Annotated in this window: 23 protein-coding genes; 8 read left to right on the forward strand and 15 right to left on the reverse strand. The window is 40.8% G+C overall.

Annotated features, from left to right (window positions below; translation table 11 throughout):
- Nucleotides 1-5: 5 nt before the first annotated feature.
- The 7 genes from mrdA (at nucleotide 6) to lipA (ending at nucleotide 7,100) form a co-directional block, all read left to right on the forward strand.
- Nucleotides 6-1,886 (forward strand): penicillin-binding protein 2, encoded by a 1,881-nt coding sequence (gene mrdA / locus PS1M3_RS10865; protein WP_203984205.1) that lies wholly within the window; start codon nucleotides 6-8, stop codon nucleotides 1,884-1,886.
- The gene (gene rodA / locus PS1M3_RS10870; protein WP_006793395.1) at nucleotides 1,883-2,989 is read left to right on the forward strand and encodes a rod shape-determining protein RodA; all 1,107 of its coding nucleotides are present in this window, start codon (nucleotides 1,883-1,885) and stop codon (nucleotides 2,987-2,989) included. Before mrdA ends, rodA begins: the two co-directional genes overlap by 4 nt.
- A complete protein-coding gene (locus tag PS1M3_RS10875) occupies nucleotides 2,989-3,753 on the forward strand; it encodes a septal ring lytic transglycosylase RlpA family protein (protein ID WP_039036646.1) in 765 nt (254 codons plus the stop codon). Before rodA ends, PS1M3_RS10875 begins: the two co-directional genes overlap by 1 nt.
- A 100-nt stretch (nucleotides 3,754-3,853) precedes the next feature.
- Nucleotides 3,854-5,017 carry a serine hydrolase gene (locus tag PS1M3_RS10880; RefSeq protein ID WP_008128128.1) on the forward strand — a complete coding sequence of 388 codons (1,164 nt, stop codon included), beginning with the start codon at nucleotides 3,854-3,856 and terminating at the stop codon, nucleotides 5,015-5,017.
- 169 nt (nucleotides 5,018-5,186) lie between these two features.
- Entirely contained in the window at nucleotides 5,187-5,465 is a 279-nt protein-coding gene (ybeD, locus tag PS1M3_RS10885) for a DUF493 family protein YbeD (RefSeq protein ID WP_006793392.1), read from the forward strand.
- Between the two features lie 19 nt (nucleotides 5,466-5,484).
- Complete coding sequence (gene lipB / locus PS1M3_RS10890) at nucleotides 5,485-6,138, forward strand: lipoyl(octanoyl) transferase LipB (protein WP_203984213.1); 654 nt, start codon at nucleotides 5,485-5,487, stop codon at nucleotides 6,136-6,138.
- Nucleotides 6,135-7,100, forward strand: a complete 966-nt coding sequence (lipA, locus tag PS1M3_RS10895) for a lipoyl synthase (RefSeq protein WP_004585911.1) — start codon at nucleotides 6,135-6,137, stop codon at nucleotides 7,098-7,100. Before lipB ends, lipA begins: the two co-directional genes overlap by 4 nt.
- A gap of 84 nt (nucleotides 7,101-7,184) precedes the next feature.
- On the opposite strand, the gene PS1M3_RS10900 is transcribed toward lipA, so the two are convergent.
- A complete protein-coding gene (locus PS1M3_RS10900; RefSeq protein WP_033025217.1) occupies nucleotides 7,185-8,462 on the reverse strand; it encodes a VCBS domain-containing protein in 1,278 nt (425 codons plus the stop codon).
- 220 nt (nucleotides 8,463-8,682) lie between these two features.
- Here PS1M3_RS10900 and PS1M3_RS10905 point away from each other — a divergent pair, with 220 nt between their 5' ends.
- A complete protein-coding gene (locus PS1M3_RS10905) occupies nucleotides 8,683-8,925 on the forward strand; it encodes a hypothetical protein (RefSeq protein WP_006793389.1) in 243 nt (80 codons plus the stop codon).
- 156 nt (nucleotides 8,926-9,081) lie between these two features.
- On the opposite strand, the gene PS1M3_RS10910 is transcribed toward PS1M3_RS10905, so the two are convergent.
- The 14 genes from PS1M3_RS10910 to infB form a co-directional block, all read right to left on the reverse strand.
- Entirely contained in the window at nucleotides 9,082-9,297 is a 216-nt protein-coding gene (locus PS1M3_RS10910) for a TIGR02450 family Trp-rich protein (RefSeq protein ID WP_008128120.1), read from the reverse strand.
- A 189-nt stretch (nucleotides 9,298-9,486) separates the two neighbouring features.
- Nucleotides 9,487-9,819 carry a Na+/H+ antiporter subunit G gene (locus PS1M3_RS10915; RefSeq protein WP_006793387.1) on the reverse strand — a complete coding sequence of 111 codons (333 nt, stop codon included), beginning with the start codon at nucleotides 9,817-9,819 and terminating at the stop codon, nucleotides 9,487-9,489.
- A gap of 9 nt (nucleotides 9,820-9,828) precedes the next feature.
- The gene (locus tag PS1M3_RS10920; RefSeq protein ID WP_006793386.1) at nucleotides 9,829-10,098 is read right to left on the reverse strand and encodes a K+/H+ antiporter subunit F; all 270 of its coding nucleotides are present in this window, start codon (nucleotides 10,096-10,098) and stop codon (nucleotides 9,829-9,831) included.
- Complete coding sequence (locus PS1M3_RS10925) at nucleotides 10,092-10,628, reverse strand: Na+/H+ antiporter subunit E (protein WP_008128114.1); 537 nt, start codon at nucleotides 10,626-10,628, stop codon at nucleotides 10,092-10,094. Before PS1M3_RS10925 ends, PS1M3_RS10920 begins: the two co-directional genes overlap by 7 nt.
- Nucleotides 10,628-12,145: a monovalent cation/H+ antiporter subunit D gene (locus tag PS1M3_RS10930; protein ID WP_008128112.1), complete on the reverse strand. Its 1,518-nt coding sequence runs from the start codon at nucleotides 12,143-12,145 to the stop codon at nucleotides 10,628-10,630. The genes PS1M3_RS10925 and PS1M3_RS10930 overlap by 1 nt, the downstream gene beginning before the upstream one ends.
- Nucleotides 12,142-12,495, reverse strand: a complete 354-nt coding sequence (locus PS1M3_RS10935; protein WP_006793383.1) for a Na+/H+ antiporter subunit C — start codon at nucleotides 12,493-12,495, stop codon at nucleotides 12,142-12,144. Before PS1M3_RS10935 ends, PS1M3_RS10930 begins: the two co-directional genes overlap by 4 nt.
- Nucleotides 12,495-15,287, reverse strand: coding sequence for a monovalent cation/H+ antiporter subunit A (locus tag PS1M3_RS10940; RefSeq protein ID WP_033025209.1), 2,793 nt, complete (start codon nucleotides 15,285-15,287; stop codon nucleotides 12,495-12,497). The genes PS1M3_RS10935 and PS1M3_RS10940 overlap by 1 nt, the downstream gene beginning before the upstream one ends.
- A 200-nt stretch (nucleotides 15,288-15,487) precedes the next feature.
- Nucleotides 15,488-16,597 carry a hypothetical protein gene (locus PS1M3_RS10945; protein ID WP_138740438.1) on the reverse strand — a complete coding sequence of 370 codons (1,110 nt, stop codon included), beginning with the start codon at nucleotides 16,595-16,597 and terminating at the stop codon, nucleotides 15,488-15,490.
- Between the two features lies 1 nt (nucleotide 16,598).
- Nucleotides 16,599-17,477 (reverse strand): lipoprotein NlpI, encoded by an 879-nt coding sequence (nlpI, locus tag PS1M3_RS10950; RefSeq protein ID WP_010555983.1) that lies wholly within the window; start codon nucleotides 17,475-17,477, stop codon nucleotides 16,599-16,601.
- Between the two features lie 212 nt (nucleotides 17,478-17,689).
- Entirely contained in the window at nucleotides 17,690-19,816 is a 2,127-nt protein-coding gene (gene pnp / locus PS1M3_RS10955; RefSeq protein WP_008128098.1) for a polyribonucleotide nucleotidyltransferase, read from the reverse strand.
- A 330-nt stretch (nucleotides 19,817-20,146) separates the two neighbouring features.
- On the reverse strand, nucleotides 20,147-20,416 hold the full coding sequence (rpsO, locus tag PS1M3_RS10960; protein WP_006793376.1) for a 30S ribosomal protein S15: 270 nt from the start codon (nucleotides 20,414-20,416) through the stop codon (nucleotides 20,147-20,149).
- Nucleotides 20,417-20,525: 109 nt separating this feature from the next.
- Nucleotides 20,526-21,470 carry a tRNA pseudouridine(55) synthase TruB gene (gene truB / locus PS1M3_RS10965; protein ID WP_006793375.1) on the reverse strand — a complete coding sequence of 315 codons (945 nt, stop codon included), beginning with the start codon at nucleotides 21,468-21,470 and terminating at the stop codon, nucleotides 20,526-20,528.
- 14 nt (nucleotides 21,471-21,484) lie between these two features.
- Nucleotides 21,485-21,931 (reverse strand): 30S ribosome-binding factor RbfA, encoded by a 447-nt coding sequence (gene rbfA, locus PS1M3_RS10970; RefSeq protein ID WP_008128093.1) that lies wholly within the window; start codon nucleotides 21,929-21,931, stop codon nucleotides 21,485-21,487.
- A gap of 109 nt (nucleotides 21,932-22,040) precedes the next feature.
- Entirely contained in the window at nucleotides 22,041-24,698 is a 2,658-nt protein-coding gene (infB, locus tag PS1M3_RS10975; RefSeq protein WP_006793373.1) for a translation initiation factor IF-2, read from the reverse strand.
- Nucleotides 24,699-24,700 lie beyond the last annotated feature (2 nt).

A 24,700-nucleotide genomic window follows, 5' to 3' on the forward strand; every position in this document is an offset into this window, starting at 1 on the left:
TTGCTATGTTAAAACAAAGACCCACTATTCGCGATCACTCCGCAGAAGCTAATTTGTTTGCACGGCGTGCATTTGTGGGTTTTGTTTTTGTATTAGGGTTAGTAGCTGTTTTAATTACTAATCTTTACAACATTCAGGTAAAAGACCACCAAGATTATCAAACCCGCTCCAACGACAACCGTATTAAAGTTATTCCTATTGCACCTAATCGCGGTTTAATTTACGACCGAAACGGTGTACTGCTTGCTGAGAACAAACCCGTTTATAATCTTGAGGTGATCCCCGAGGAGGTTGATAACCTTGAAAAATCACTTGAGCAAGTAAGCCAACTAATCACGATTACAGAACAAGAAAAACAAGATTTTTTAAAAGATATAAAAAACACGCGCCGTTTTAAATCACAAGTACTTAAAGCGCGCCTTGATGAAGCCGATGTTGCTACCTTTTCGGTTAACCAGCATAAATTTCCCGGTTTTAGTATCGAAGCCCGTTTAGCACGTTATTACCCATTCGGCGACACGCTTACTCATGCCCTAGGTTATGTTGCAAAGCTAAACCGAAAAGAGCTAAACAAGCTCGACCAAGAAGGCCAAGCAACAAATTATCGTGCAACCCACGATATTGGCAAACTCGGTATTGAAAAATACTACGAGCAACTCTTGCATGGTCAAGTCGGTTCGCAACGTGTAGAAGTTAATAACCGTGGTCGTGTTATCCGCACCCTGAGTATGCTTCCCCCACAGCCAGGAAGTGATTTAGTGTTAACGCTCGATATTGGCCTGCAACAAATAGCCCAACATGCACTCAAAAACATGCGCGGTGCGGTTGTCGTAATGGATGCAAAAGATGGTGGTATACTTGCGCTATATTCGAACCCAAGCTACGACCCCAATTTATTTGTACACGGTATTAGCAGTAAAAATTATAAGGCACTTCTTAACCCAGATCGCCCACTCATTAATAGAGCTACCCAAGGCCGATACGCACCAGCATCCACCATTAAACCGCATATGGCTATTTTAGCACTTGAAGAAAACATGGTGACGGAAGGGACAACCATGTGGGACCCGGGCTTTTTCCAAATTCAAAACGTAGAGCACAAATGGCGCGACTGGAAACGTTGGGGGCATGGCCATGTGGATGTATACAAAGCCATTGAAGAGTCGTGCGATACGTACTTTTACGATACCGCGTACCGATTAGGCATTACAAAAATTAGTAATTTTATGGCGCGCTTTGGTTTTGGCGACCTATCGGGTATAGATATACACGAAGAAACTACCGCTATATTGCCTTCAAAAGAATGGAAAGAAAACAGATTTAAAGAGTCATGGTGGCGTGGCGATACAATTTCTGTAGGCATTGGCCAAGGATATTGGACCGCAACACCGATTCAAATTGCTAATGCAACTAACATACTTGTTAACAAAGGGGTTAACCACCCTCCTCACTTAGCGCAAGTGGCTAAAAAAGAGGACGATGTGACGCAAATAAATAATGAAGAAAAACCACCTGTAGTACTGAACAATCCTGACAATTGGCGTATAGCCATTGATGCTATGCACAATACCGTAACTAAAGTCACAGGTACCGCCCACAAAGCGTTTAAGGGCGTAAACTACGACCCTGCAGGTAAAACAGGCACGGCACAAGTTGTGAGCATTGCACAAGGTGAAAAGTACGATGCAGAATCACTTAAAGAGCGACAACGCGATAATGCCATTTATGTGGGGTTTGCCCCTTACAATAATCCTCAAATAGTTGTGTCTATTGTTGTTGAAAATAATGGTGGTGGCAGCACGGTTGGCGCACCTATTGCCAGGCAGTTAATGGATTACTACTTTGCAGCTAACCCTGTTGAACTGGCAAGGAATAACACCCTATGACCGCCCTGCATGACAAGCGCTCTATTTGGATGCGCATGCATTTAGACTTGCCTTTACTTATTGCCATTTTACTTATGATGGCTGGAAGCATCACGGTTGTGTACAGCGCAAGTGGCCAAGAGTCAGCGATGATGATAAGACACATGACGCGGATGGGTGTGGCCATCATTGCCATGGTAGTACTTGCACAAATTCCTCCCGCGACACTGAAAAGACTCACTATACCGATGTACTGCGTTGGGTTATTAATGCTGGTTGGTGTGTTGTTATTTGGTGTGAGCTCTAAAGGCGCGCAACGTTGGCTTGATTTAGGGTTAACTCGCTTTCAACCCTCAGAATTAATGAAGCTAGCAGTACCTATGATGGTAGCTTGGTATATTGGCCGTAAACATTTACCACCACGACCACTACACTTAATTTTTGGCTTTGCGATAGTGATGCTGCCTACATTATTAATTAAAGAGCAACCAGACTTAGGAACATCAATACTGATTGCAAGCTCTGGCATATTTGTACTTTTTTTATCAGGGTTGAGCTGGCGATTAATTAGCTTTTTAAGTGCAGCGGTTGCCTTAGCAGCATGGCCTTTTTGGCAGTACGGTATGCATGCTTATCAACGACAACGCGTATTAACATTTTTAGATCCTGAGAGCGACCCTCTTGGCTCGGGTTATCATATTATTCAGTCTAAAATAGCCATTGGTTCTGGCGGTGTCGAAGGTAAAGGCTGGTTGCAAGGTACACAATCACAACTTGAGTTTTTACCTGAACGGCATACCGATTTTATTTTTTCGGTATTAAGTGAGGAGTTTGGCTTATTTGGTGTCTGCGTTTTACTTAGTTTGTACTTGTTTATAATTGGCCGCAGCTTATATATTGCAGTAAATGCACAAGACGCATTTGGAAAGCTGTTAGCTGGCGCACTGACTTTAACTTTTTTTGTTTATATATTTGTAAATATTGGCATGGTATCGGGACTACTACCTGTTGTTGGTGTGCCCTTACCCCTGATAAGTTATGGTGGCACATCGATGATTACGCTAATGGCCGGCTTTGGTATTATTATGTCGATTGCGACAGACAAAAGGATGCTTTTAAAATAATGCAACGTTACGCTCAGACTCTAATAATCATCTTAATCGCTATCACTGTCAGTGCCTGTAGTAGTGGTTCGAGTGGGCGTTACCATATGCGCCATGATTCAGCCCCTCTTAGAGCACCCACAGCGCTTGAAATGCAGGATGCTATTGTTACTGAGGTGCAAAAAAGTGCTAGTGCTTCTCGCCCCTACGAGGTGCTAGGTAAACGTTACACCCCAATGCTTGACGAAACGGGTTACAAAGAAGAAGGCATTGCATCGTGGTACGGCAGAAAGTTTCACGGTTACCACACTTCAAATGGTGAAATATACGATATGTTTGCCATGACCGCGGCGCATAAAACATTACCTTTACCTAGTTTTGTTCGCGTTACAAACACGCAAAATGGCAAGTCAGTAATTGTACGCGTAAACGACCGTGGGCCTTTTCATGATGACAGAATTATCGACCTGTCATATGCGGCTGCATACAAGCTAGGCTACTACACACACGGTACAGCAAAGGTTAAGCTTGAAGCGGTTACGCTTTCGAATTCTGCTGCTAATAAAACCTATATTCAAGTAGCTGCAGGCAGTACATTGGCAAATATTGAAGCCCTTGCACAACGCTTACGCCAACAATATAAATTACCAACAAACATTGTAAAAAAAGACACTATTTACAGATTGCATTTGGGGCCAATACAAAACGCCCAACATGCAGAAAAAGTATTAAAAAAATTAAAACAAAATCAATTTCAAAACGCGTTCTTGCTTTACACTCAGTAAGACAAATACCCAAACCAGCCTAACCACACTCGCATCTCGGGGGTGTTTGGGTATAGAATGGCGTAACGCGAATTTTTAACTTTAACCATTAATGAGTATGATGAAATCAATTAAACATAAAATCCTCAAAGGTGTATGTGGCTTAGTTTGTTCAGCCGCCGTATTTTCAGCCAGCGCCCAAATTATTCCGGCACCACCTCAAGTTAATGCAAAGGGTTATTTTTTAGTAGACTTTACAACAGGTAAGGTTATTGCTGAAGGCGAAGCCGATACTAAACTTGCGCCAGCAAGCTTAACTAAAATGATGACCAGTTATGTAATTGGTACAGAAATTAAAGTTGGTAACATAGCCCCTACCGACATGGTTACAATTAGCGAAAAAGCATGGGCAAAAAACTTCCCAGAGTCTTCAAAAATGTTTATCGAAGTGGGTAAGCAAATTAGTGTTGATGAGCTCAATCATGGCATTATTATTCAATCAGGGAATGACGCCTGTGTTGCTATGTCTGAGCACATAGCAGGCAGTGAAAGTGCTTTTGCCGACTTAATGAATGCTCACGCTGCTAAATTAGGTATGACTAACAGCCACTTTATTAATAGCCATGGCCTTGATACTGATGAGCACTATACTACACCACGTGATATGGCCACGCTAAGCGCCGCACTTATCAGAGATGTACCTGAAGAGTATGCTATTTATAAAGAAAAATCATACACCTACAATGGTATTAAGCAATACAACCGTAACTCACTATTATGGGATGAGAGCCTAGACGTAGATGGTATAAAAACAGGCCACACATCTGAAGCTGGCTACAGCTTAGTTACATCAGCCACTAAAAATGGTATGCGTTTAATTGCTGTTGTTATGGGCACCTCAAGCGAGCGTGCACGTAAAGTAGAAAGCAAAAAACTACTTAACTACGGCTTTCGCTTTTTTGAAACAATTACACCTTATAAAGCGGGCGACAGCTTTGCAGAGCAGCGCATTTGGATGGGTAACAAAGAAAATGTATCGTTAGGTATTTTAGAAGACACACCTATCACTATTCCACGTGGTCAGCATAAAAACCTAAAAGCTAACTTTGAGCTAGACAACACCCTTGAAGCGCCATTAGCTAAAGGCACTAAAGTAGGCACTTTATTCTTGCAACTAGAAGGGGAAGACATTGCGCAATACCCGCTAGTGACACTTGAAGAAGTGGAAGAAGGCAGCTTCTTTAGTAAAATTTATGACTACTTACGTTTACAGATCATGCAATAAATTGTAAATGACTAAGTATATATAATTTAAGCGCCTCCATTGTGGGGCGTTTTTTTTTGCTTGAAAAATGCTAGAATGCGCCCCATATATGCATCACTGCTAAACGCCTATCTGTATTAAGCTTCGTGCTTTACATAGAGTTCACACTTTTGTATGAGGAGTCACTAACGTGGTTCAACCAGTTAAAAATACTAAATTTGATGAGTACTTAGAGTACCCTTGCCCATTTACATTTAAAATTATGGGTTTAGCCAACGTTAATTTAACAGATCAAATATTAGCAAAATTACAACCTATTGCTCCGGGCGACTACGCACCAAAAGTAAAACCAAGCAGTAAAGGTAATTATGAGTCTGTTACGCTAGTAGCTACGGTTACAAGTGGTAAACACATTGAAGAAATTTACAACGTGATCAGTAATATCGATGACGTACGCCATATGCTTTAAGCCATAGTTGAGATTTGATGTGAGCGAAAACACTTTAATCGTACGCCAATTAGGTCGCCAGCGTTACATGCCTATTTGGCAAAAAATGCAAGATTTTACCGATACACGTGATGAAAACACCCCTGATGAAATTTGGCTTGTAGAGCACGAAAGTGTATTTACTCAAGGCCAAGCAGGAAAAGACGAGCATTTACTTGCCACTGGCGACATTGAAGTAATTAAAGTTGATCGCGGTGGCCAAGTTACCTACCACGGCCCTGGCCAACAAATGATGTACGTATTATTTAACCTACGTCGTTTAAAGATAGGTGTGCGTGAACTTGTTACTTGGCTCGAAGAGTGCATTATAGAGTCGCTTGCTGAATACAATATTGAAGCATACGCTAAAGCCGACGCCCCTGGTGTTTACGTTAACGACAGCAAAATTGCATCATTAGGTTTAAGAGTTCGCCGCGGCTGCTCATTTCATGGCTTAGCATTAAATGTTAACATGGACCTAAGTCCATTTTTACGCATCAACCCGTGTGGTTATGCCGGTATGAATATGGTGCAAACAAAAGAATTAGAGGGTCCTCAAAACCTACAAAGCGCAGGTGAAGGACTCGTAAAACACATGATTAAAAAGCTTAATGCAGCACAGGTTAAGCATACTGAAGGGTTTGAAAACGAATGAATAAACCAGTCAAAATGGAACCAGGTGTAAAACTACGCGACGCAGAAAAAATGGCGTTGATCCCCGTTAAAGTTTTGCCAACAGAAAAAACTGAAATGTTGCGTAAGCCAGAGTGGCTTAAAATTCGCTTACCAAAGTCAACAGAGCGTATTGACGGTATTAAACAAGCAATGCGTAAGCACGGCTTACACTCAGTATGTGAAGAGGCATCGTGCCCAAACCTATCAGAGTGTTTTAACCACGGTACAGCAACCTTTATGATTTTAGGTGCTATTTGTACGCGTCGTTGCCCATTTTGTGATGTTGCTCATGGTCGCCCATTAAAACCTGATGCAGCAGAGCCTGAAAAGCTTGCACTAACAATTAAAGACATGAAGCTTAGCTACGTTGTAATTACTTCGGTTGACCGTGATGATCTTCGTGATGGCGGCGCACAGCACTTTGCCGATTGTATCCGTGAAATTCGTAAGCACAACCCAACCATTACCATCGAAATTTTAGTACCCGATTTCCGTGGCCGTATGGACCGTGCTCTTGAAATTTTAATTGAGACACCGCCTGATGTGTTTAACCACAACCTAGAAACAGCACCGCGTTTGTACAAGCTTGCGCGCCCAGGTGCCGATTACAAATGGTCGTTAGAATTACTTCGTCGCTTTAAAGAAGCACACCCAGAAGTAAAAACTAAATCTGGCTTAATGGTTGGTCTGGGTGAAGAGATTAGCGAAATAGAAGAAGTACTTCGTGATCTACGTGCTCATAACGTTGACATGCTAACCGTTGGGCAATATTTACAACCTTCTAAGCATCACTTGCCAGTTAAACGTTACGTGCCGCCTGCAGAGTTTGACGCGTTGAAAGAATACGCTGATGAAATTGGCTTTACACATGCAGCCTCTGGCCCATTCGTTCGTTCAAGCTACCACGCTGACCAACAAGCTGCGGGTAAAGAAGTAAAATAATTACTTTTAAAATGCATTAAAAAAGCCCTTGGTAATTAAATTACTAAGGGCTTTTTTGTGGATTTTATAATTGTATTATGTCGATTACTTTATTAAAGAACCTTTCTTAATCACAAAATCAGCAAATCGTACCTGCTCTTCTTCAGCGCGAAGGCTATCGGTCTCTACTATTGAGCGGTAAATTCCCCATTTAGGGCGTGCAAAGTCATCATCTCTTACGCCTCGCCACATATCTATATTTTGCTCGTTTATATTCAATAGCTCTTCATTGTCGCTTAAGCGGGTAAGGGTCATCTCAAATTGCCCCTCCTCGCTAAATGTGGCTTGAACAAAAACCTGTATCCACTCATCGGTTATAAGTGACCAATCTGTTTCTAAAAGGTTTTTATCAAGCCCTGTACTGTTACCGTTTTCATCAAAACCTGCGCTATACCTTAATTGTAACTGGTTCCCTGTACTGTTTTTTTGAGCACCAGAGAGCGTAATGATAGGTTGATCGTCGTTGCCATTGGTATTGTCGTTGGTATCGTTACGGGCTTTTATTTGGAAAAAGTGACTGAATTTACTCGTTAACTCAAGCTCACTACTTACTTTAAACTTCCAGTTGTATTGTACGGTTTCATTTTCAAAAGCAAGCGTTGCCGGGGGTGATTTATCATAGGACTTAATTTCGTTACGCTGACGATCACTCGGGCCTTTGTCTTTATCTTGGTCTTCATCGCGATGAGCTAAAAATACAAAGTGATTACCTACAATATCGTCTGTATCTTCCACTATATGTATAACACCTTCATGATTACCGCTATACATATCAGGCGATTCAATTGAGCCTTCACTAAATACATTTTCTATTAACGTATAAGCGCTGAGGCCTAAATTAACGCCATCAGCATTTAGGGTTGTTTCATCGCTTACTACAAAATTATCTGGCTGTACTACGCCAACAACGGTAATGCTTATTGTCGCTTTAGTGCCATCCGCAGAGCTAATTACTATTTCATCAAGTAATGTGTCACCTATATCTAATGCGGTCACGTTTGTGTCAGCGAGGTCCAGGGTGTAAGACCAACTACCATTGCTTGAAAGATTAAATATACCATAACGTGTTTGACTGCTCGTCTGAGTAATAAACACCGCCTCACCAGCTTGCTCATCTGTTATAGAAAGCTCACCCACGACTGCACTTTGACGATTGCTTTCTATATTTGCTGATATTTCCCTTCTGATAATTGCGGCAGATTGTACCGACAGCTCAGTGCTGACTAACTCATTTTTCGAACTCGAACTCCCACAGCCCAATAATGAAAAACTTAAAAAGCACACTGTATAGATATTTAATACACTCAAACGAAATATCGACATAACAAACCAGCCCAACACATTAATGGTAAGTAAACTTTTAAAAATATAACTTACCAATTATTAATTTTAATAACTAGTTATTTATTACCAATAACTCATTATTCGCTTTCAGGGCTAGTTAAGTGTTTTAAACTAACAGCAATAACAATGCTAAAAATATAATTAGGTTAAAACCAAGTTACTTGAGATAATCTACCCGATACCATTATTTAGGTTAAATATGAAATTATTAGTTCGTAACTTATCTCGCACTACATCAGAGCAAGATCTTCGTACATTGTTTTCAGCGCACGGCAAAGTGACTACCTGTAACTTAGTACTCGATAAAGAAACTGGCCAATCTAAAGGATTTGCCTTTGTAGAAATGCCAAACGATATTGAAAGCAAAAGCGCTATTAAAGCACTTAATCAATTAACCGTTGATAAAAGTAAGATTCGCGTAAAATACGCAGATGAAAAATAGCTGTTAGCTAAACACTTTTTTAAACCAGCTAAATGCTGGTTTTTTATTGTTGGTGTTATTTTTTATCAATCTGATCTTCCCTAAAATTGATGGCTTTAAACTACTTTAACTATATGTTTAAATTTCAATCCATTAATTTATATAAATTTATTAAAGCTACTTCCAACCTTGACGCCATTTTTCTGTGTTTTTGAGATCGCGCCAACTAATGGGGTATTGGTTTTTAGAAAACACAGACTCAGTAACACACGCTATCACGTTAGCATCTTCATCGTACTCTACCTCCACAATTACAAAATGCTTTTCTTTATTAATGGCAGGCGTTGCAGTCCATTTGCTATTGAGTAATTTTTTTGGGTTTATGTTATTCATAAAATTTAAAGTTTCTTGTCAATTTGTAAGGCTTAATACGCACAATCATGTTCTCAAGCTCAATTAATCACTCTTAAATAAAAGCGTTAACGACTTCTCTAGTAACAAAAAACCGAATAAATTTCTTTATTCGGTTTAAGAACCATCATTGCTATGGCACTACCTAGATAGTGTAATAATTAATAAAGCTTAATCATCTTCAATATTGTCTAGGCCTTTGGTTCCCTCTTTTGGCTTGAGTTTGTGATGAATAGCCGACTTAATTAACATATAGCCACTTATTGGGGCAGTAATTAATAGAAATATAGTGATCAATATTTCCTTAACGCTTAAACCCGTTTCAGAGTTTGCAAAAAATACCATGGCGGCAATTAATATACTTGCCATACCTAAAGTGGTGGCCTTTGTTGGGCCATGTAAACGCATAAAAAAATCGGGCAGTTTTAATAAGCCTAACGAACCAATTAAAATAAACGTGCCGCCAAATAACAATAAAATTGATACAACCCACTCACTAATCATCTTGCCACCCTATTCAATTATATCGCCACGTAGTAAATACTTACACACCGCAACAGTGCTTACAAACCCTAACATGGCTATCAACAATGCAGCCTCAAAATACAAGCCTGTTCCCATACTTATGCTGTATAAAACAATAAGTGCAATAACATTAATATACATAGTATCAAGGGCTAAAACTCTATCAGGAATCGAAGGCCCTATAATAAGGCGCCACAAATTAAGTAATAAAGAGAGCCCTATCATGGCAAAAACGATAAGTAATACGGTATCTAACATTGAAATATCTCCTTTAGTGGAGCTTCGTAACGCTTTTTAATATGCTTGATAAGCTCGGCTTCGTTATCAAGGTCAAGTACATGTATGAGCAAATAACGCTGTGTCATTTTCTCGCCCTGTGCTAACGATTCAGGAATAGGGTACACCTCCGCACTTACAGTACCGGGTGTTAACGACACACTGCTTGCTAAAATTGTAATCGGCATATCATGTGTTAAGTCTAAGGGGACTTTAATAAATGCGGGGCGTAATTTTTTGGAAGGCCCAACAATTAATAACGCAACCTGTAAGTTAGCTACAATAATATCGTAAAGTACAATTAAAAATTGTTTTAGAGCTAGCCCTGGCTTTAATATAAGCGGCTGAGGATCTCTAAACGAGAAGCTTAAAATAGGAATAAAAATAGCAAAAAATGTTGCCAGTACAATATGACCAACCGACACACTATTATTGAGCAACAACCATACTATAAACAAAAATAAGCTACGAAATGGTGTTGGTAACCAACGAAAACGGGCTTGCAGTCTCATTACATGCCTCCTTTTAGTACAGCATTTATGCCACCGCTAATATCATGTAATTGCGTAGCAGCACCTATCATGTATTCGCTAATCGGCCCGCCAAAAATAACTAATAATGGCGAACATGCGAGTAACCCTATAATTACCGTAACTTGTAATGGGTTTGCATCAGCGCAGTCTGGGCTTTCGCTGCGTTTATCTTTTCTTTCCCAAAACAAGCTTGTACCCGCACGAGAAAGTGCAACTAGCAATGCAAAGCTTGTTATTAAATAAACGGGCCAAAATACTAAGGCCTGCTCACTATTTAAAGTTGATTTTAGTATCCATATTTTACCAACAAAGCCAGATAACGGCGGCATACCTACTACTGTTAAAGCGGCAACAACAAAACATGCCCCAAGTAAAAGCGGCTGTTTAACTGCACGCCCACCAACAAGCCTGTCGGCAACTTTTCCACGTTGCTTAGCAATTAAGTCGGCTAATAAAAATAACGCGGCACTCACTAATGTTGAATGCACTAAGTAATATAATAATGCAGCCGTTGCATTTACATTTTGTAAAGCCACTAGCGCAACTAATGTACCTACCGACACTAACACTAAATTAGCAGTTAACTTACGCAAGTCTTGCGCGGCTATTGCGCCCATAGCTCCGACGATAATAGTGGCAATTGCTAATCCCCAAAGCCAAGGTTGTACCATGTGCTCAAGTGCACCCGCCTGTTCACCAAATATAACGGTGTAAACACGCAGCATGGCATATACGCCCACCTTAGTCATAATAGCAAATAAGGCTGCAACAACAGGTTTAGCGCTTGCATAGGTATTTGGAAGCCATAAATGTAGGGGCAATAATGCGCCTTTTAAAGCAAATACAATAAGTAGTAATAAACCACCGGCTTTAGCAATAAATACATCGTCACCATTAAGCTGTGATACCTTTTGCGCCATATCAGCTATATTCAATGTACCTAATACGCCATATAAAATACCTAAACCTATTAAAAATACACTTGAGCCCACTAAATTTAAAATGACATACTGTAGCGCTGCACGTGTGTTTTGTTTGTCGCCACCGTGCATAAGTAATGCATACGATGCAATAAGTAAAACTTCAAAAAATACAAACAGGTTAAACAAATCACCCGTTAAAAAAGCACCGTTAACACCCAATACTAAAAAATGAACTAGGGGGTGATAAAAGCTCCCTTTTTCATCATCGCCCGCACTGCCATATAAAATGGCCCCAAGTCCTAAAAACGAGGTTAGCGCTACGAGTAATGTTGATAAATTGTCGGCCACAAGTACTATCCCAAAAGGGGCCGACCAATCACCAATTGCATAAACACTGATACCCGTATTGTAAATATGCATTAATAAAAACACACTAACGGCAAACGTAATAAGCGCCATAGCATTTGATGCGTAACGGCGAATTTTTACACTTTTACCACACGGTGGAAGTAACAAAATAACCGCTGCAAGCATAGGTAATAAAATAGGTAAGGATGCTAAATGTTGAATCATTTTTGCTCCTTAACTACAGCAGCTGATTTAACTGGGCTTCCATCAACATGATCGCTCCCTAAATCAGCACGTCCACGAATAGCCAAAATAACCACAAATGCTGTCATTGCAAAACCAATTACAATTGCGGTTAAAACCAAGGCTTGAGGAAGTGGATCGGCGTAATCTGCTCCGGTACCAAGTACCACTGCTTTATTTATAGTTAAACGCCCCGATGAAAATAAAAATAAGTTTACTGCATACGAAATCATGGTAAGACCCAGCACTACAGGAAACGTCCGTGCTCTCAACAGTAAAAATATACCGCAGCTAACTAATACACCAACGCACGATGCGTATAATAGCTCCATTAAATATTCACCTCTTTTTTAGGGGCATCGGAAGTCATATTACCCAAACTAGCTAAAATCATTAATGTTGCACCTACTACGGTGAGGTACACGCCAAGGTCAAACACAATTGCACTAGCAAGCTCTGTTTTACCTACAAACGGAATATCAAAGTAATCAAACCACGTGGTTAAAAATGGCCGACCGAAGAACCAGCTACCTACACCGGTAAACATAGCGATACCAATCCCCGAGGCAATAATTTTACGGTAGTTGATGTCAAAACGCTCGGTGATCCAGTTAGAGCCATGTGCCATGTACTGCAATATGAAAGCAATTGACGTAACCAAACCAGCAATAAAACCACCACCTGGTAAGTTGTGACCACGCAAGAATATATACGCTGATACTAACAACGCCAACGGCAATAAGCTTTGTGAAATACTTGCAAGTAATATTGGGTAACGCTCACGCGCCCATGGACGTCCTTCGCTATCACTGGCAGGCATAAATAATGGGATACGTGAAAGCACTTTAAATATACCTAATGCAGCTATACCCAGTACCGTTATTTCACCTAGGGTGTCAAATCCCCTAAAGTCGACCAAAATAACGTTAACCACGTTTGTACCGCCACCACCTGTTTTGGCATTAGCGACAAAGTAATCAGAAATAGAATTTAACGGACGCGTTAATATCGCATAACAAATACTCGCAACCACTACACCAATAGTAGAGGCGATTCCTAAGTCGCGCAGTACTCGCAACGAGCTAGACTCTTTAGGCGTATGCTGAGGTAAAAAGAACAACGCAAGCATAAGCAATATAATAGTGGCCACCTCAACAGTAAGCTGAGTTAACGCTAAATCTGGCGCAGAAAAACGAGTGAATAAAACCGACACCATCAAGCCTACTATAGACAGCATCAACAGTGCGACCATTCTCGATCTGTGCCAAATAACGGTGGCTATTGCGCCAATTATTAATAAACCAGCACCAATCGCATTATGCACATCAACAGGTGTGCGCGGCATACTGCCAGCTAATTGTTGCATTTCAAATAATGGCCAACCGGCACAAAGTAATACGACACCCAGCATAATAACCAAATAGCGCTGTAAAGAACCATTTTCAGTGCTGTTAATCTTACTCTGACACCATGCAACTACACTCAGCACTGCACGTTCAAAGGTTTTTTTAGCATTTAATGTGGGCAGTGAAGCCTGAAATTGAAATAAATATTTGCGATTCACGTAAATAAACAAACCACCTACAACGGCCATTGCACTCATCAGTAACGGTAGATTAAAACCATGCCAAATTGTTAACTTGTACTCTGGCATCGCCTCCCCTAACACCGCTAATGACGCCGCAGATAAAATACTATCAACAGTAAAGCTTGGGAAAATACCCACCAAAATACATAGCACAACCAGTATTTCTATTGGCACACGCATATAACGTGGCGGTTCATGCGGTGTTCTAGGTAAGTCTATTGGGTCGCCGTTAAAAAATACATCGTGAATAAAGCGTGCTGAATAGGCGACTGCAAATGCACCTGCCACCGTTGCAAGTACAGGTATTAACCATGACATAGATCCAAGTACTTGCTGATGTAGTGTTTCGGCAAAAAACATTTCTTTAGATAAGAAACCATTGAGTAGAGGTACGCCCGCCATAGCTGCAGCAGCAACCATTGCAAGAGTTGCGGTATAAGGCATAAACCGCCACATACCATTAAGTTTACGCATATCACGCGTGCCTGTTTCATGGTCAATAATACCAGTAGCCATAAATAACGACGCTTTAAATGTTGCGTGGTTAATTATATGGAATATGGCTGCAACCGTTGCAAGCTCGGTATCAAGGCCAAGCAATAGCGTGATCAAACCTAAATGGCTAATTGTCGAATACGCAAGTAACCCCTTTAAATCGTGCTTAAATAACGCTATGTAAGCACCAAATAACAATGTAGCTAAACCAGTTAAACCAACTAATAAAAACCACATTTCGGTTCCAGCTAAAGCTGGATAAAAGCGCGCAAGTAAAAAGATACCGGCTTTAACCATCGTTGCTGAGTGCAAGTAAGCGCTAACGGGCGTAGGGGCCGCCATTGCATGAGGTAACCAAAAATGAAACGGAAACTGAGCCGATTTAGTAAATGCACCCAGCAATACTAAAACAAGTGCTAACTCGTATAAATCATGGGATTGAATAATGGCTTTACTTGCCAAAATAACATCTAAGTCATAACTGCCAACAATATCACCTAGTAACATTAACCCGCCAAGTAGTGCTAAACCACCCGCACCCGTTACGGCTAAAGCCATTCGCGCGCCCTTACGCGCTTCAGATTTATGCCACCAATAACTTATCAATAAAAAAGAACTGATACTGGTCAATTCCCAAAATAGCCATAGCTGTATAACGTTATTAGACATAACAATGCCTAGCATTGCAGTCATAAATAACATTAAGTAGCTATAAAGCTTAGCCATTGAGTCATTGGCGCTGAGATAATAACGTGTATATACAATAACAAGCAAACCAATGCCTAATATCATAAACATAAACAAGAGGCTTAAACCGTCTATACGAAGCGATAAATCTAGACCAATAGAGGGGATCCACGCTAAGGAATAGCGGATAGTTTCACCGGCAAGAACCGCTGGTGCATGGTATAAAGTAATCCCCAAAGCGGTTAACGGTGCAAGCACAGTAGCAAATGTACTTTGATTGCGAGAAAGTTTGCCTGTGAATGCAGAAATAACACTGCCAATCAAGGATAACAAGGGTATCCAGAGCAAAGTCATAATGTAGGGCCTTTTATAATCATAAGTTTATCAGGGCGCCACTTTTATACATTAAGTGATGCTTTTACTGCCTGTTTTTAAACGACATTAATGGTAATAGTTATACTCAATAACAGATATTTTGTCTATAAAAAGCGAAGCATGTTGAGTTAATTTTAAGTGAGAAAATAGGGACTTAAAAACCAATGGTTATAGACATATTAACGCTTAATTTTATCTATATGTGCTAACCAAAGGGCCCTGTATTGATCAGAGAGCTTTATCTGTTGATATTCTAGAATTGACCAGTCTTTACTTGGTTTGTAGGCTACACCGCCACTCTGGCAGCTTTTACTTCTATGCCAACCTTTTGGTGATTTTTCATCTTTTTGTGCAATATACAAGTTAGGAGCAACTAAGCCTCTCATTTTACACAACCAAGCCTGCTTAGCTTTGGGTAAAACATACTCATCTTCAAAGCCATTAAAGTGCATTAGCTCATGCAAAAAAATCCCATAATTGGCGTCTGAATTTAATTGCATAATGCCGCGGCTAACATTAGCACTTCCATATTTGGGCATCATTACAACAAAATCGAATTTTCTTAAAAATTGTTTATTTATTAAAGAAGATTGCCAATCACAATTAGCCGCTTTGCTCATGCTATTGTTGCACTTTAAAGCACCACCCACATACACTGGCTTACTAAAGCAAAAAGCGTCCTGTCTTGGCTCCGGATTTTTATTATAAGTTTTGATTAATGCCGATAACTTATAAAGTCCACTTCGATGATCGCTCATCGTTAAAACATTAAACTGGCATTTTTTATTTACGGCAATAGTAGAATTTAACGATAAAAAGTCCAATGAGTGCAAAAATGGTTCGGGGATCTGTGTGTGAATAACACCATTGTGTAAGTTAAGGTGATTTAATACAAAACCAGGCTCTAGGTAGCCTAACGTGTTTAATAGTTTAAGATCGTCCCATTGCTTAGTAACAAGTAATTGCTGGGCTAACTTGGCCAGCTGAAAATTACTTATTTTTGGTAAACTCAGTCGCCAAAATAACTTCGCTGCTTCAGCTTGGTCTTTTTTGATCAGGTGTAAAGAATACTCGTATTGAGCAGAAGGTATGTGATGCCTAGCAAGTAGGCCAAGAGTATTTTTAGGCAGTTTATTTATATTTGCTAAAAAGTAGCGAGGAAACTGCCAATATAATTGTAGCGGTTCGGCTTTGGCATTTAATACCTGCCAAAAGCCAATACCACCATAGCTGTTGCTCGACCCTGCAACCAACAAGCTAAAAAGTAATGCTAATGTTGTTTTTAACACACTAACTTGCGTCTGCTTCCATTAAAAGTTCAAGCTCTAAGCGAGCATATTTGTATTCTATGAACTCATGTACATTAGTAGATAGTGCCAATCTAAAATAATCAGCGGCAACATAGGTATCACCCGCTGCTTGGTGTAGCTTTGCTAAGTAAAAATAAGCTTCGCACAAACGCTGGGCATATTCTTGCTCTGACTTAACGCCATCGCTTACACCAGATAAAAATGTATGCTCACTCATATCACCCGCAAAAAGTGAGATTAACTGATATGCCCATTGCGAGTCATCAAGCGCTTTAGAGTTAGTTTTTAGCTCAGCAACTGCTGAATCTTTGTCTAATTTAGCTTGTGCTAAATACACCCACAAAACGCGATACGGGTCGTTAGGAGAACGCGCTAAAAATTGACTGAAGTCTGTTTTTGCAATACTGGGCCTATCGCCATAATAAAGCGCAATACCGCGGTTCAAGTAAGCGTATTCGTGTTCTTCATCTAGCTCTAACGCAGAATCAAAAAGCTCATATGCTTTTTCATATTGCTGCATTAATGTGTGTTGAATACCTAAAAAATTATACACCTCAGCTAAGTCAGGCTTAAGTTTTACCGCACGGTTAAAGTCAATGCGCGATAAAGTGGTCATGCCTAAACTATCAAACAGCACTCCGCGATCGTAATATAACTTTGCTTGTTGCTCTGGCGTTAAATCAGCTCTATTAAGTAATTCTGAATAACGTGCAATAGCTATTTCACTGCGAAAATCAGACGCTAAGGGCGCAGTGAAAGGCACGTTTACTACAGGTGCTGATTCTGATTGGGTTGTTGTTTGGCAAGCGCTTAAAGACAAAATAGCAAAAGACGCCAAAGCAATGTGTTTGAAAATCATTAAAATCCTTAATACCAAGGTTGGTAGCCTTATGACTGACGACGAATGATTTGGTTCATAGTTGCACATACACTGTTGTGTATCATCGTAAGTAATTTAGCTTCCTTGAATAATCTTTGTTTAAATTCAAGTCCCTCATTAAAGCATAAAAAAAGGGGCTAAACAGCCCCCTTTTATATTATCCAGAAAATATCTGGATTAAGTATTAGCAATTAAGCATCAGTTGACGCATCTGCCGCTGGTGCAGCTGATTCCATTGCTTCTTTAATACTAAGACGTACACGACCTTGACGGTCTACTTCTAGTACTTTAACTTTAACTTCTTGACCTTCGCTAAGGTGATCTGCAACGTTATTAACGCGCTCTGTGCTAATTTGAGAAATATGCACTAAACCATCTTTACCAGGAAGAATATTTACAAACGCACCGAAATCTACAATACGTACAACTTTACCTTCGTAGATAGTACCTACTTCAAGTTCTGCTGTTAATTGCTCAATACGGCTGATTGCATTTGCAGCGCTTTCACCGTCAGTAGCGGCAATTTTAATTGTACCGTCATCACCGATTTCAATTGTTGTGCCTGTTTCTTCAGTAAGTTGACGAATAGTAGCGCCACCTTTACCAATAACTTCAGCAATTTTCTTCTGTGGAATTTTCATTGTGTAAATGCGCGGAGCAAACATTGAAAGCTCTTCAGAAGGAGCAGAAATCGCTTCGTCCATCACTTTTAATATGTGTAAACGTGCTGCTTTTGCTTGTTTAAGCGCAATTTGCATGATTTCTTGTGTGATACCTTCAATCTTGATATCCATTTGCAATGCAGTAATACCGTTAGTAGTACCTGCTACTTTAAAGTCCATGTCACCTAAGTGATCTTCGTCACCTAAGATGTCAGAAAGAACAACGAATTTCTCGTCTTCTTTAACTAGACCCATCGCAATACCTGCAACAGAAGCTTTAATTGGAACACCCGCGTTCATAAGTGCTAGTGATGTACCACACACAGATGCCATTGAAGATGAACCGTTTGATTCAGTGATTTCTGATACAACACGGATTGAATATGGGAAGTCAGTCAATGTTGGCATTACTGCTTGGATACCACGCTTAGCTAGGTTACCGTGGCCAATTTCACGACGCTTAGGAGAACCAACAAAACCAGTTTCACCTACACAGAATGGAGGGAAGTTGTAGTTAAGCATAAAGTGGTTTTTGTGCGTGCCCGTTAAATCGTCGATTAACTGTGAATCACGTTCTGTACCAAGCGTTGCTGTTACTAATGCTTGTGTTTCACCACGTGTGAAGATAGCAGAACCGTGAGTACGCGGTAATACGCCAGTCATTACGTCTAGTGCACGGATCATATCTGGTTCACGACCATCGATACGTTTTTCGCCTGCAGCGATACGGCCACGAACAATTTTCTTCTCAAGTGAACCGAATACTTTACCCACTTCTTGCTTATCAAGCGTTTCGCCTTCAGCAAGCTCACTTGAAAGTGCTTCGATAACTGCATCTTTAGCTACGCCAAGTGCTTCTTTACGCGCTACTTTATCAGTAATACGGTAAGCTTCGCCTACTTTATCAGCAGCAAGTTCAGCTACTTTCTCTTCAAGCGATACGTTTTTCTCAGGTGCAGTCCAATCCCAAGTAGGCTTGCCTGCTTCTGCTTTAAATTCGTTAATAGCATTGATGATAGACTGTGATTGCTCATGACCGTATACAACCGCGCCTAGCATTACGTCTTCAGCAAGTACGTCTGCTTCTGATTCAACCATAAGTACTGCGTTATCAGTACCAGCAACAACTAAATCAAGTTGGCTCTCTTCAAGTTCTTTTAACGTTGGGTTAAGAACGTATTCACCACCAATGTAACCAACACGAGCTGCACCAATTGGACCACTGAACGGGATGCCAGAGATAGCAAGTGCTGCTGATGTACCAATCATCGCAACCATATCAGGTTGGATTTCAGGGTTTACAGATACAACAGTTGCAATAACTTGTACTTCGTTTACGAAACCATTTGGAAAAAGTGGACGAATTGGACGGTCAATAAGACGTGCAATTAGTGTTTCGCCATCGTTAGGACGACCTTCACGCTTAAGGAAACCACCTGGGATACGACCTGCAGCGTACATACGCTCTTGGTAGTTAACTGTTAGTGGGAAGAAGTCTTGACCTGGCTGTGCTTCACGCTTACCAACAACCGTTACTAGTACTGACGTATCGCCAATGCTTGCTAGTACTGCGCCGTCTGCTTGACGTGCGATTGCACCTGTTTCTAGGGTTACAGTGTGTTGACCTAGTTGAAATTCTTTTATAATTGCTTGCACTTAAAATATCCTTTAAATCTAAATAAGTGTTCCATCAAAGTACCAATTACAGTACATAATTGTATTCAGTTGGAAATCAATTAAGTACTACAATTGGCAATGATGTTAATAACCGTAGATAAACCTTTTTATCTACGCGCACAGTATATACCAAAGCCACGTAAAAATGCGAGTCCAGCAAACAGTTTTAGTTTGTGTGTTTGGCATCTGACTGGCTCGAATTAATGAGAGCGACTACAGATAGCTTTAAAGGTGACTTTGCGATGTAATTTGTTAAATTTCAGGCACAAAAAAAGGAGCTAAAAAGCTCCTTTTCTCGTAATCAAGTTCTTAGCGACGTAGGCCAAGTTCTTTGATTAGTGCAGTATAACGCGAGATATCTTTACCTTTAAGGTAATCAAGCAATTTACGGCGAGTGCTTACTTTACGAAGCAGACCACGACGTGAGTGGAAGTCATGCTTGTGATCAGCAAAGTGACCTTGAAGCTTGTTGATATCAAAAGTAAGTAGTGCTACTTGTACTTCAGGTGAACCAGTGTCGCCTTCAGCACGTGCGAATTTAGCAATGATATCGATTTTTTCTTGATTGCTTAGTGACATAGTAACTCCAAAAATTAAATTTAAAAGGTGTCTTAGCCGATCACTAATTCAGCCAAAACGATTAAGCGGGCGTATTCTACCAAGTATAATAATAACTACAAGTTAAACTTTACTCCGCCTGCTGGTTTGATAGACCGCGTTTTGATTTTAAATGGCCATCAGGGTTTTTCTCGCCTGTGCCTATAAACACACCATCGGCTAATACCTTTATTGCACCATCAGGTAATTCTTTACCAAGAACTACAGCTTGCCCGTGGCTAAATGAAACACCCTGCTCTTTAGTGATTTCCACAACCGGTAAATCAACTAGAGCGGTGTCCATTGGCAAAAGCAGTTCGTCAAGGTAGGTTGACGGAACGGTTTCTTCGTCTTTTGCTTTAGCTAATAACGATTCTAACTGCTCTATCGATACCATTTTATCTGCGGGGTAATGGCCAACAGCCGAGCGGTGAAGCATGATCACATGGGCACCACAGCCTAAGTTTTCACCTAAGTCATCAACAATAGTACGAATGTAAGTCCCTTTAGAAACGTGAGCTGTCATTTGTACTTCATTATTCGCTTCATCAAACTCATCAAGCGTTAAGCTAAATACATTTATTTTTCTGCATTTTCGAGGAACTTCAATCCCTTCACGCGCATATTTATACAAAGGTTTCCCTTCGTACTTAAGCGCAGAATACATCGATGGATACTGATCAGATTCACCTAAAAACGCTGAAATTTCTTGCTTTAATTGATCAACAGTTACGTTTACATCTCGTGTCTGAACTATTTCACCATCAGAGTCAGATGTTGTTGTTCTTTCACCTAACTTAGCACGCACAACATAGGTTTTATCGGTATCAAGTAAAAACTGAGTAAACTTAGTCGCTTCACCAAAACAGATTGGCAGCATACCGGTAGCAAGCGGGTCGAGTGCACCTGTGTGCCCCGCCTTTTGGGCAAAATAGATACCTTTTGCTTGCTGTAATGCCTTGTTTGACGAAATACCTTTGGGTTTATCTAACAACAAAATCCCGTCTATTGCACGGCCTTTACTGCGTCTTGCCATCGCTATATGCCTTCTTAGCTATCTTTATCATCTGCTTGTTTAATGTTGTCATCTGAGTTCGACGCATCATCAACACTACTATCGTCTTCATTGACGTGTTTTGCGTTATCTTCTCTGATGATTGTGTCCACTAAGTTAGAGATACGCATCCCTTCCATTAATGAATTATCAACCACAAACTTTAGCTCTGGCATAATACGAGCACGAATACGCTTGCCTAAAAGCGAACGAATATAGCCCGTAGCTTCGTTAAGTACTTTTGCGCTTTGCTTTGCTGCATCTTCATCTTTTGTGTTAAACACAGTGATGAAAATTTTTGCATAAGATAAATCGCGCGATACTTCTACCGCAGACACTGTCACCATGCCTAAGCGCGGATCTTTAATTTCGCGTTGTAAAATCACAGCAATTTCTTTTTGGATTTGCTGGCCAACACGATCAGTGCGAGAAAATTCTCTCATGAAACTTGTCCTAAAAATGTAACTTATTGAAATTTAATAATAAGCTAATTAAGTGATAGATACACAAATGGGGGCTAAGCCCCCATTTATTTGTTTAGTGAGCTAACAGTTATAAAGTACGTTGTACTTCAACTGTTTCAAATACTTCGATTTGGTCACCAACACGTACGTCATTGTAGTTCTTAACACCGATACCACATTCCATACCATTACGCACTTCTTGCACATCGTCTTTAAAGCGACGAAGCGATTCAAGTTCGCCTTCGTATATAACCACGTTATCACGTAGTACACGGATAGGCGCGCTGCGCTTAATAACACCTTCAGTCACCATACAACCTGCAATTGCGCCAATTTTTGGTGATTTGAATACGTCACGAACCTGAGCAAGACCAATAATTTCTTGCTTAAATTCTGGTGCAAGCATACCTGACATCGCTTGCTTAACTTCTTCGATTAAGGCGTAAATAACGCTGTAGTAGCGTAAGTCTAGGTTCTCAGAATCAATCACTTTACGTGCAGATGCATCAGCACGAACGTTAAAGCCAACAACAATCGCGTTAGACGCCGCAGCAAGCGTTGCATCTGTTTCTGTGATTCCGCCAACGCCAGAACCCACAATCTTCACTTTTACTTCGTCAGTAGAAAGCTTAGTTAGTGAATCAGAAATCGCTTCGATAGAACCTTGAACGTCTGCTTTAAGTACCACGTTAACTTCAGAAACGTCACCTTCAGCCATGTTAGTAAACATGTTTTCAAGTTTCGCTTTTTGCTGGCGTGCTAATTTAACATCACGGAATTTACCTTGACGGTATAATGCAACTTCACGCGCTTTACGCTCGTCTTTAACTACCGTTGCTTCATCACCGGCTGCAGGGATACCAGATAGGCCTAAAATCTCTACTGGAATAGAAGGACCTGCAGACTTGATATCTTTACCGTTTTCATCGCGCATAGCACGAACACGGCCGTACTCAAGACCACATAATACAATGTCACCTTGGTTAAGTGTACCTGACTGAACAAGGATAGACGCTACTGGACCACGGCCTTTATCAAGACGTGATTCAATTACAACACCTGCAGCCATACCTTGACTTGGTGCAGTTAGTTCTAATAGCTCAGATTGCATAAGTACTGCTTCAAGTAGTTCATCAATACCCAAGCCTGTTTTAGCTGAGATATGAACGTACTGCGTGTCGCCGCCCCATTCTTCTGGGATAACGTCAAGCTGTGCTAGCTCGTTCTTAACGCGATCTGGATCTGCGCCTTCTTTATCCATTTTGTTCACAGCAATGATTAAAGGAACACCCGCTGCGCGAGCATGCTGTACCGCTTCTTTAGTCTGTGGCATTACACCATCATCGGCTGCAACTACTAGGATTACAATATCAGTTGCTTTAGCACCACGAGCACGCATTGATGTAAACGCGGCGTGACCCGGAGTATCTAAAAATGTGATCATGTTGCCATTTGTTTCAACATGGTATGCACCAATATGCTGCGTAATACCACCGGCTTCGCCTGAAGCAACTTTTGCTGAACGAATGTAATCAAGCGTTGATGTTTTACCATGGTCAACGTGACCCATTACAGTAACAACTGGCGCACGAGGCTCTGACTTACCATCTTCATGGCGGTCGTTAAGTACTGTTTGCTCTAATTCGTTTTCTTTAACGATGATAACTTTATGGCCCATTTCTTCTGCTACAAGTTGCGCAGTTTCTTGGTCAATAACTTGGTTAATTGTAACCATGTCACCCATTTTCATCATTGTTTTTACAACTTCAGCGCCTTTAACAGCCATGCGTGATGCAAGCTCAGCAACTGTAATTGTTTCGCTAATACGTACTTCATTTTTTACATCAGCTGTTGGTTTTTGGAAACCATGTTGCAATGATGCAGGTGCTTTTAGCTTACCTTTTTTACCCTTAGACGCTGCAAACTTATCTTTTGCTGGCGCTTTTTTCTTTTTCTTTGCACGGCGAGAGCCTTGCTCTTCACGAGCATCAGCTACATCTTCTGCTTCACGTGCGTAAGTTGAAGTCGTAAGGTGGTGATCTGCTGTTTCTTCACGCTTCTTACGCTCTTCCTCTTCTTTCTTCCAACGAGCCGAGTTTTCTTCAGCTAGTTTTCTTGCTTCTTCTGCCTGACGTTTCGCTTCTTCTTCAGCTTTCTTCAATGCGGCCTCTTCTGCTTCTTTTTGCAGACGCTCAGCTTCGATGCGATCTTTCTCAGACTTAGCACTTTGCTCTGGGGTCATCTGCTTTTGTTTCGCTTTACGTTCAGCGTCTGCTTTACGTTTAGCTTCTTCTTTGGCTTTACGATCAGCGTCTTCTTTCGCTTTACGTTCTGCCTCTTGTTTTGCCTTTAACTCAGCTGCAGCTTGTTCAGCTTTTTGCTGCTCTTCAAGACGGGCTTTTTCTTCAGCGGCTAAGCGTTGTTGCTCTTGCTCTTGTTCCATCGCGCTTTTCTTCACGTATGTACGTGTTTTGCGAACTTCAACCTGAACCGCCTTCGCTTTACCTGTAGAGCCAGTCACATTTAATGTGCTTTTGCTCTTACGCTGTAAAGTCATGCGTGCAGGGCCTTCAGAGCCCGTGCCGCCATGTGATTTGCTTAAATGATCAAGTAACGTTGCTTTTTCAGCTTCAGTTACATTATCAGTTGCCTGCTTAGTGATACCCGCTTGCGAAAATTGCTGTAGCAATTTATCAACAGTTGTACCTATATCGCCGGCTAGTTTTTCAACATTTACTTCTGCCATAG

The sequence above is a fragment of the Pseudoalteromonas sp. PS1M3 genome (assembly GCF_016865405.1).
Classification (GTDB): Bacteria; Pseudomonadota; Gammaproteobacteria; order Enterobacterales; family Alteromonadaceae; genus Pseudoalteromonas; species Pseudoalteromonas marina.

Bases quoted from the DNA above. Each gene is read 5' to 3' on its own strand.
- mrdA (WP_203984205.1), top strand. From the start codon at position 6: ATGTTAAAACAAAGACCCACTATTCGCGATCACTCCGCAGAAGCTAAT.
- rodA (WP_006793395.1), top strand. From the start codon at position 1,883: ATGACCGCCCTGCATGACAAGCGCTCTATTTGGATGCGCATGCATTTA.
- PS1M3_RS10875 (WP_039036646.1), top strand. From the start codon at position 2,989: ATGCAACGTTACGCTCAGACTCTAATAATCATCTTAATCGCTATCACT.
- PS1M3_RS10880 (WP_008128128.1), top strand. From the start codon at position 3,854: ATGAAATCAATTAAACATAAAATCCTCAAAGGTGTATGTGGCTTAGTT.
- lipA (WP_004585911.1), top strand. From the start codon at position 6,135: ATGAATAAACCAGTCAAAATGGAACCAGGTGTAAAACTACGCGACGCA.
- PS1M3_RS10900 (WP_033025217.1), bottom strand. From the start codon at position 8,462: ATGTCGATATTTCGTTTGAGTGTATTAAATATCTATACAGTGTGCTTT.
- PS1M3_RS10905 (WP_006793389.1), top strand. From the start codon at position 8,683: ATGAAATTATTAGTTCGTAACTTATCTCGCACTACATCAGAGCAAGAT.
- PS1M3_RS10910 (WP_008128120.1), bottom strand. From the start codon at position 9,297: ATGAATAACATAAACCCAAAAAAATTACTCAATAGCAAATGGACTGCA.
- PS1M3_RS10915 (WP_006793387.1), bottom strand. From the start codon at position 9,819: ATGATTAGTGAGTGGGTTGTATCAATTTTATTGTTATTTGGCGGCACG.
- PS1M3_RS10920 (WP_006793386.1), bottom strand. From the start codon at position 10,098: ATGTTAGATACCGTATTACTTATCGTTTTTGCCATGATAGGGCTCTCT.
- PS1M3_RS10925 (WP_008128114.1), bottom strand. From the start codon at position 10,628: ATGAGACTGCAAGCCCGTTTTCGTTGGTTACCAACACCATTTCGTAGC.
- PS1M3_RS10930 (WP_008128112.1), bottom strand. From the start codon at position 12,145: ATGATTCAACATTTAGCATCCTTACCTATTTTATTACCTATGCTTGCA.
- PS1M3_RS10935 (WP_006793383.1), bottom strand. From the start codon at position 12,495: ATGGAGCTATTATACGCATCGTGCGTTGGTGTATTAGTTAGCTGCGGT.
- PS1M3_RS10940 (WP_033025209.1), bottom strand. From the start codon at position 15,287: ATGACTTTGCTCTGGATACCCTTGTTATCCTTGATTGGCAGTGTTATT.
- nlpI (WP_010555983.1), bottom strand. From the start codon at position 17,477: ATGATTTTCAAACACATTGCTTTGGCGTCTTTTGCTATTTTGTCTTTA.
- rpsO (WP_006793376.1), bottom strand. From the start codon at position 20,416: ATGTCACTAAGCAATCAAGAAAAAATCGATATCATTGCTAAATTCGCA.
- truB (WP_006793375.1), bottom strand. From the start codon at position 21,470: ATGGCAAGACGCAGTAAAGGCCGTGCAATAGACGGGATTTTGTTGTTA.
- rbfA (WP_008128093.1), bottom strand. From the start codon at position 21,931: ATGAGAGAATTTTCTCGCACTGATCGTGTTGGCCAGCAAATCCAAAAA.
- infB (WP_006793373.1), bottom strand. From the start codon at position 24,698: ATGGCAGAAGTAAATGTTGAAAAACTAGCCGGCGATATAGGTACAACT.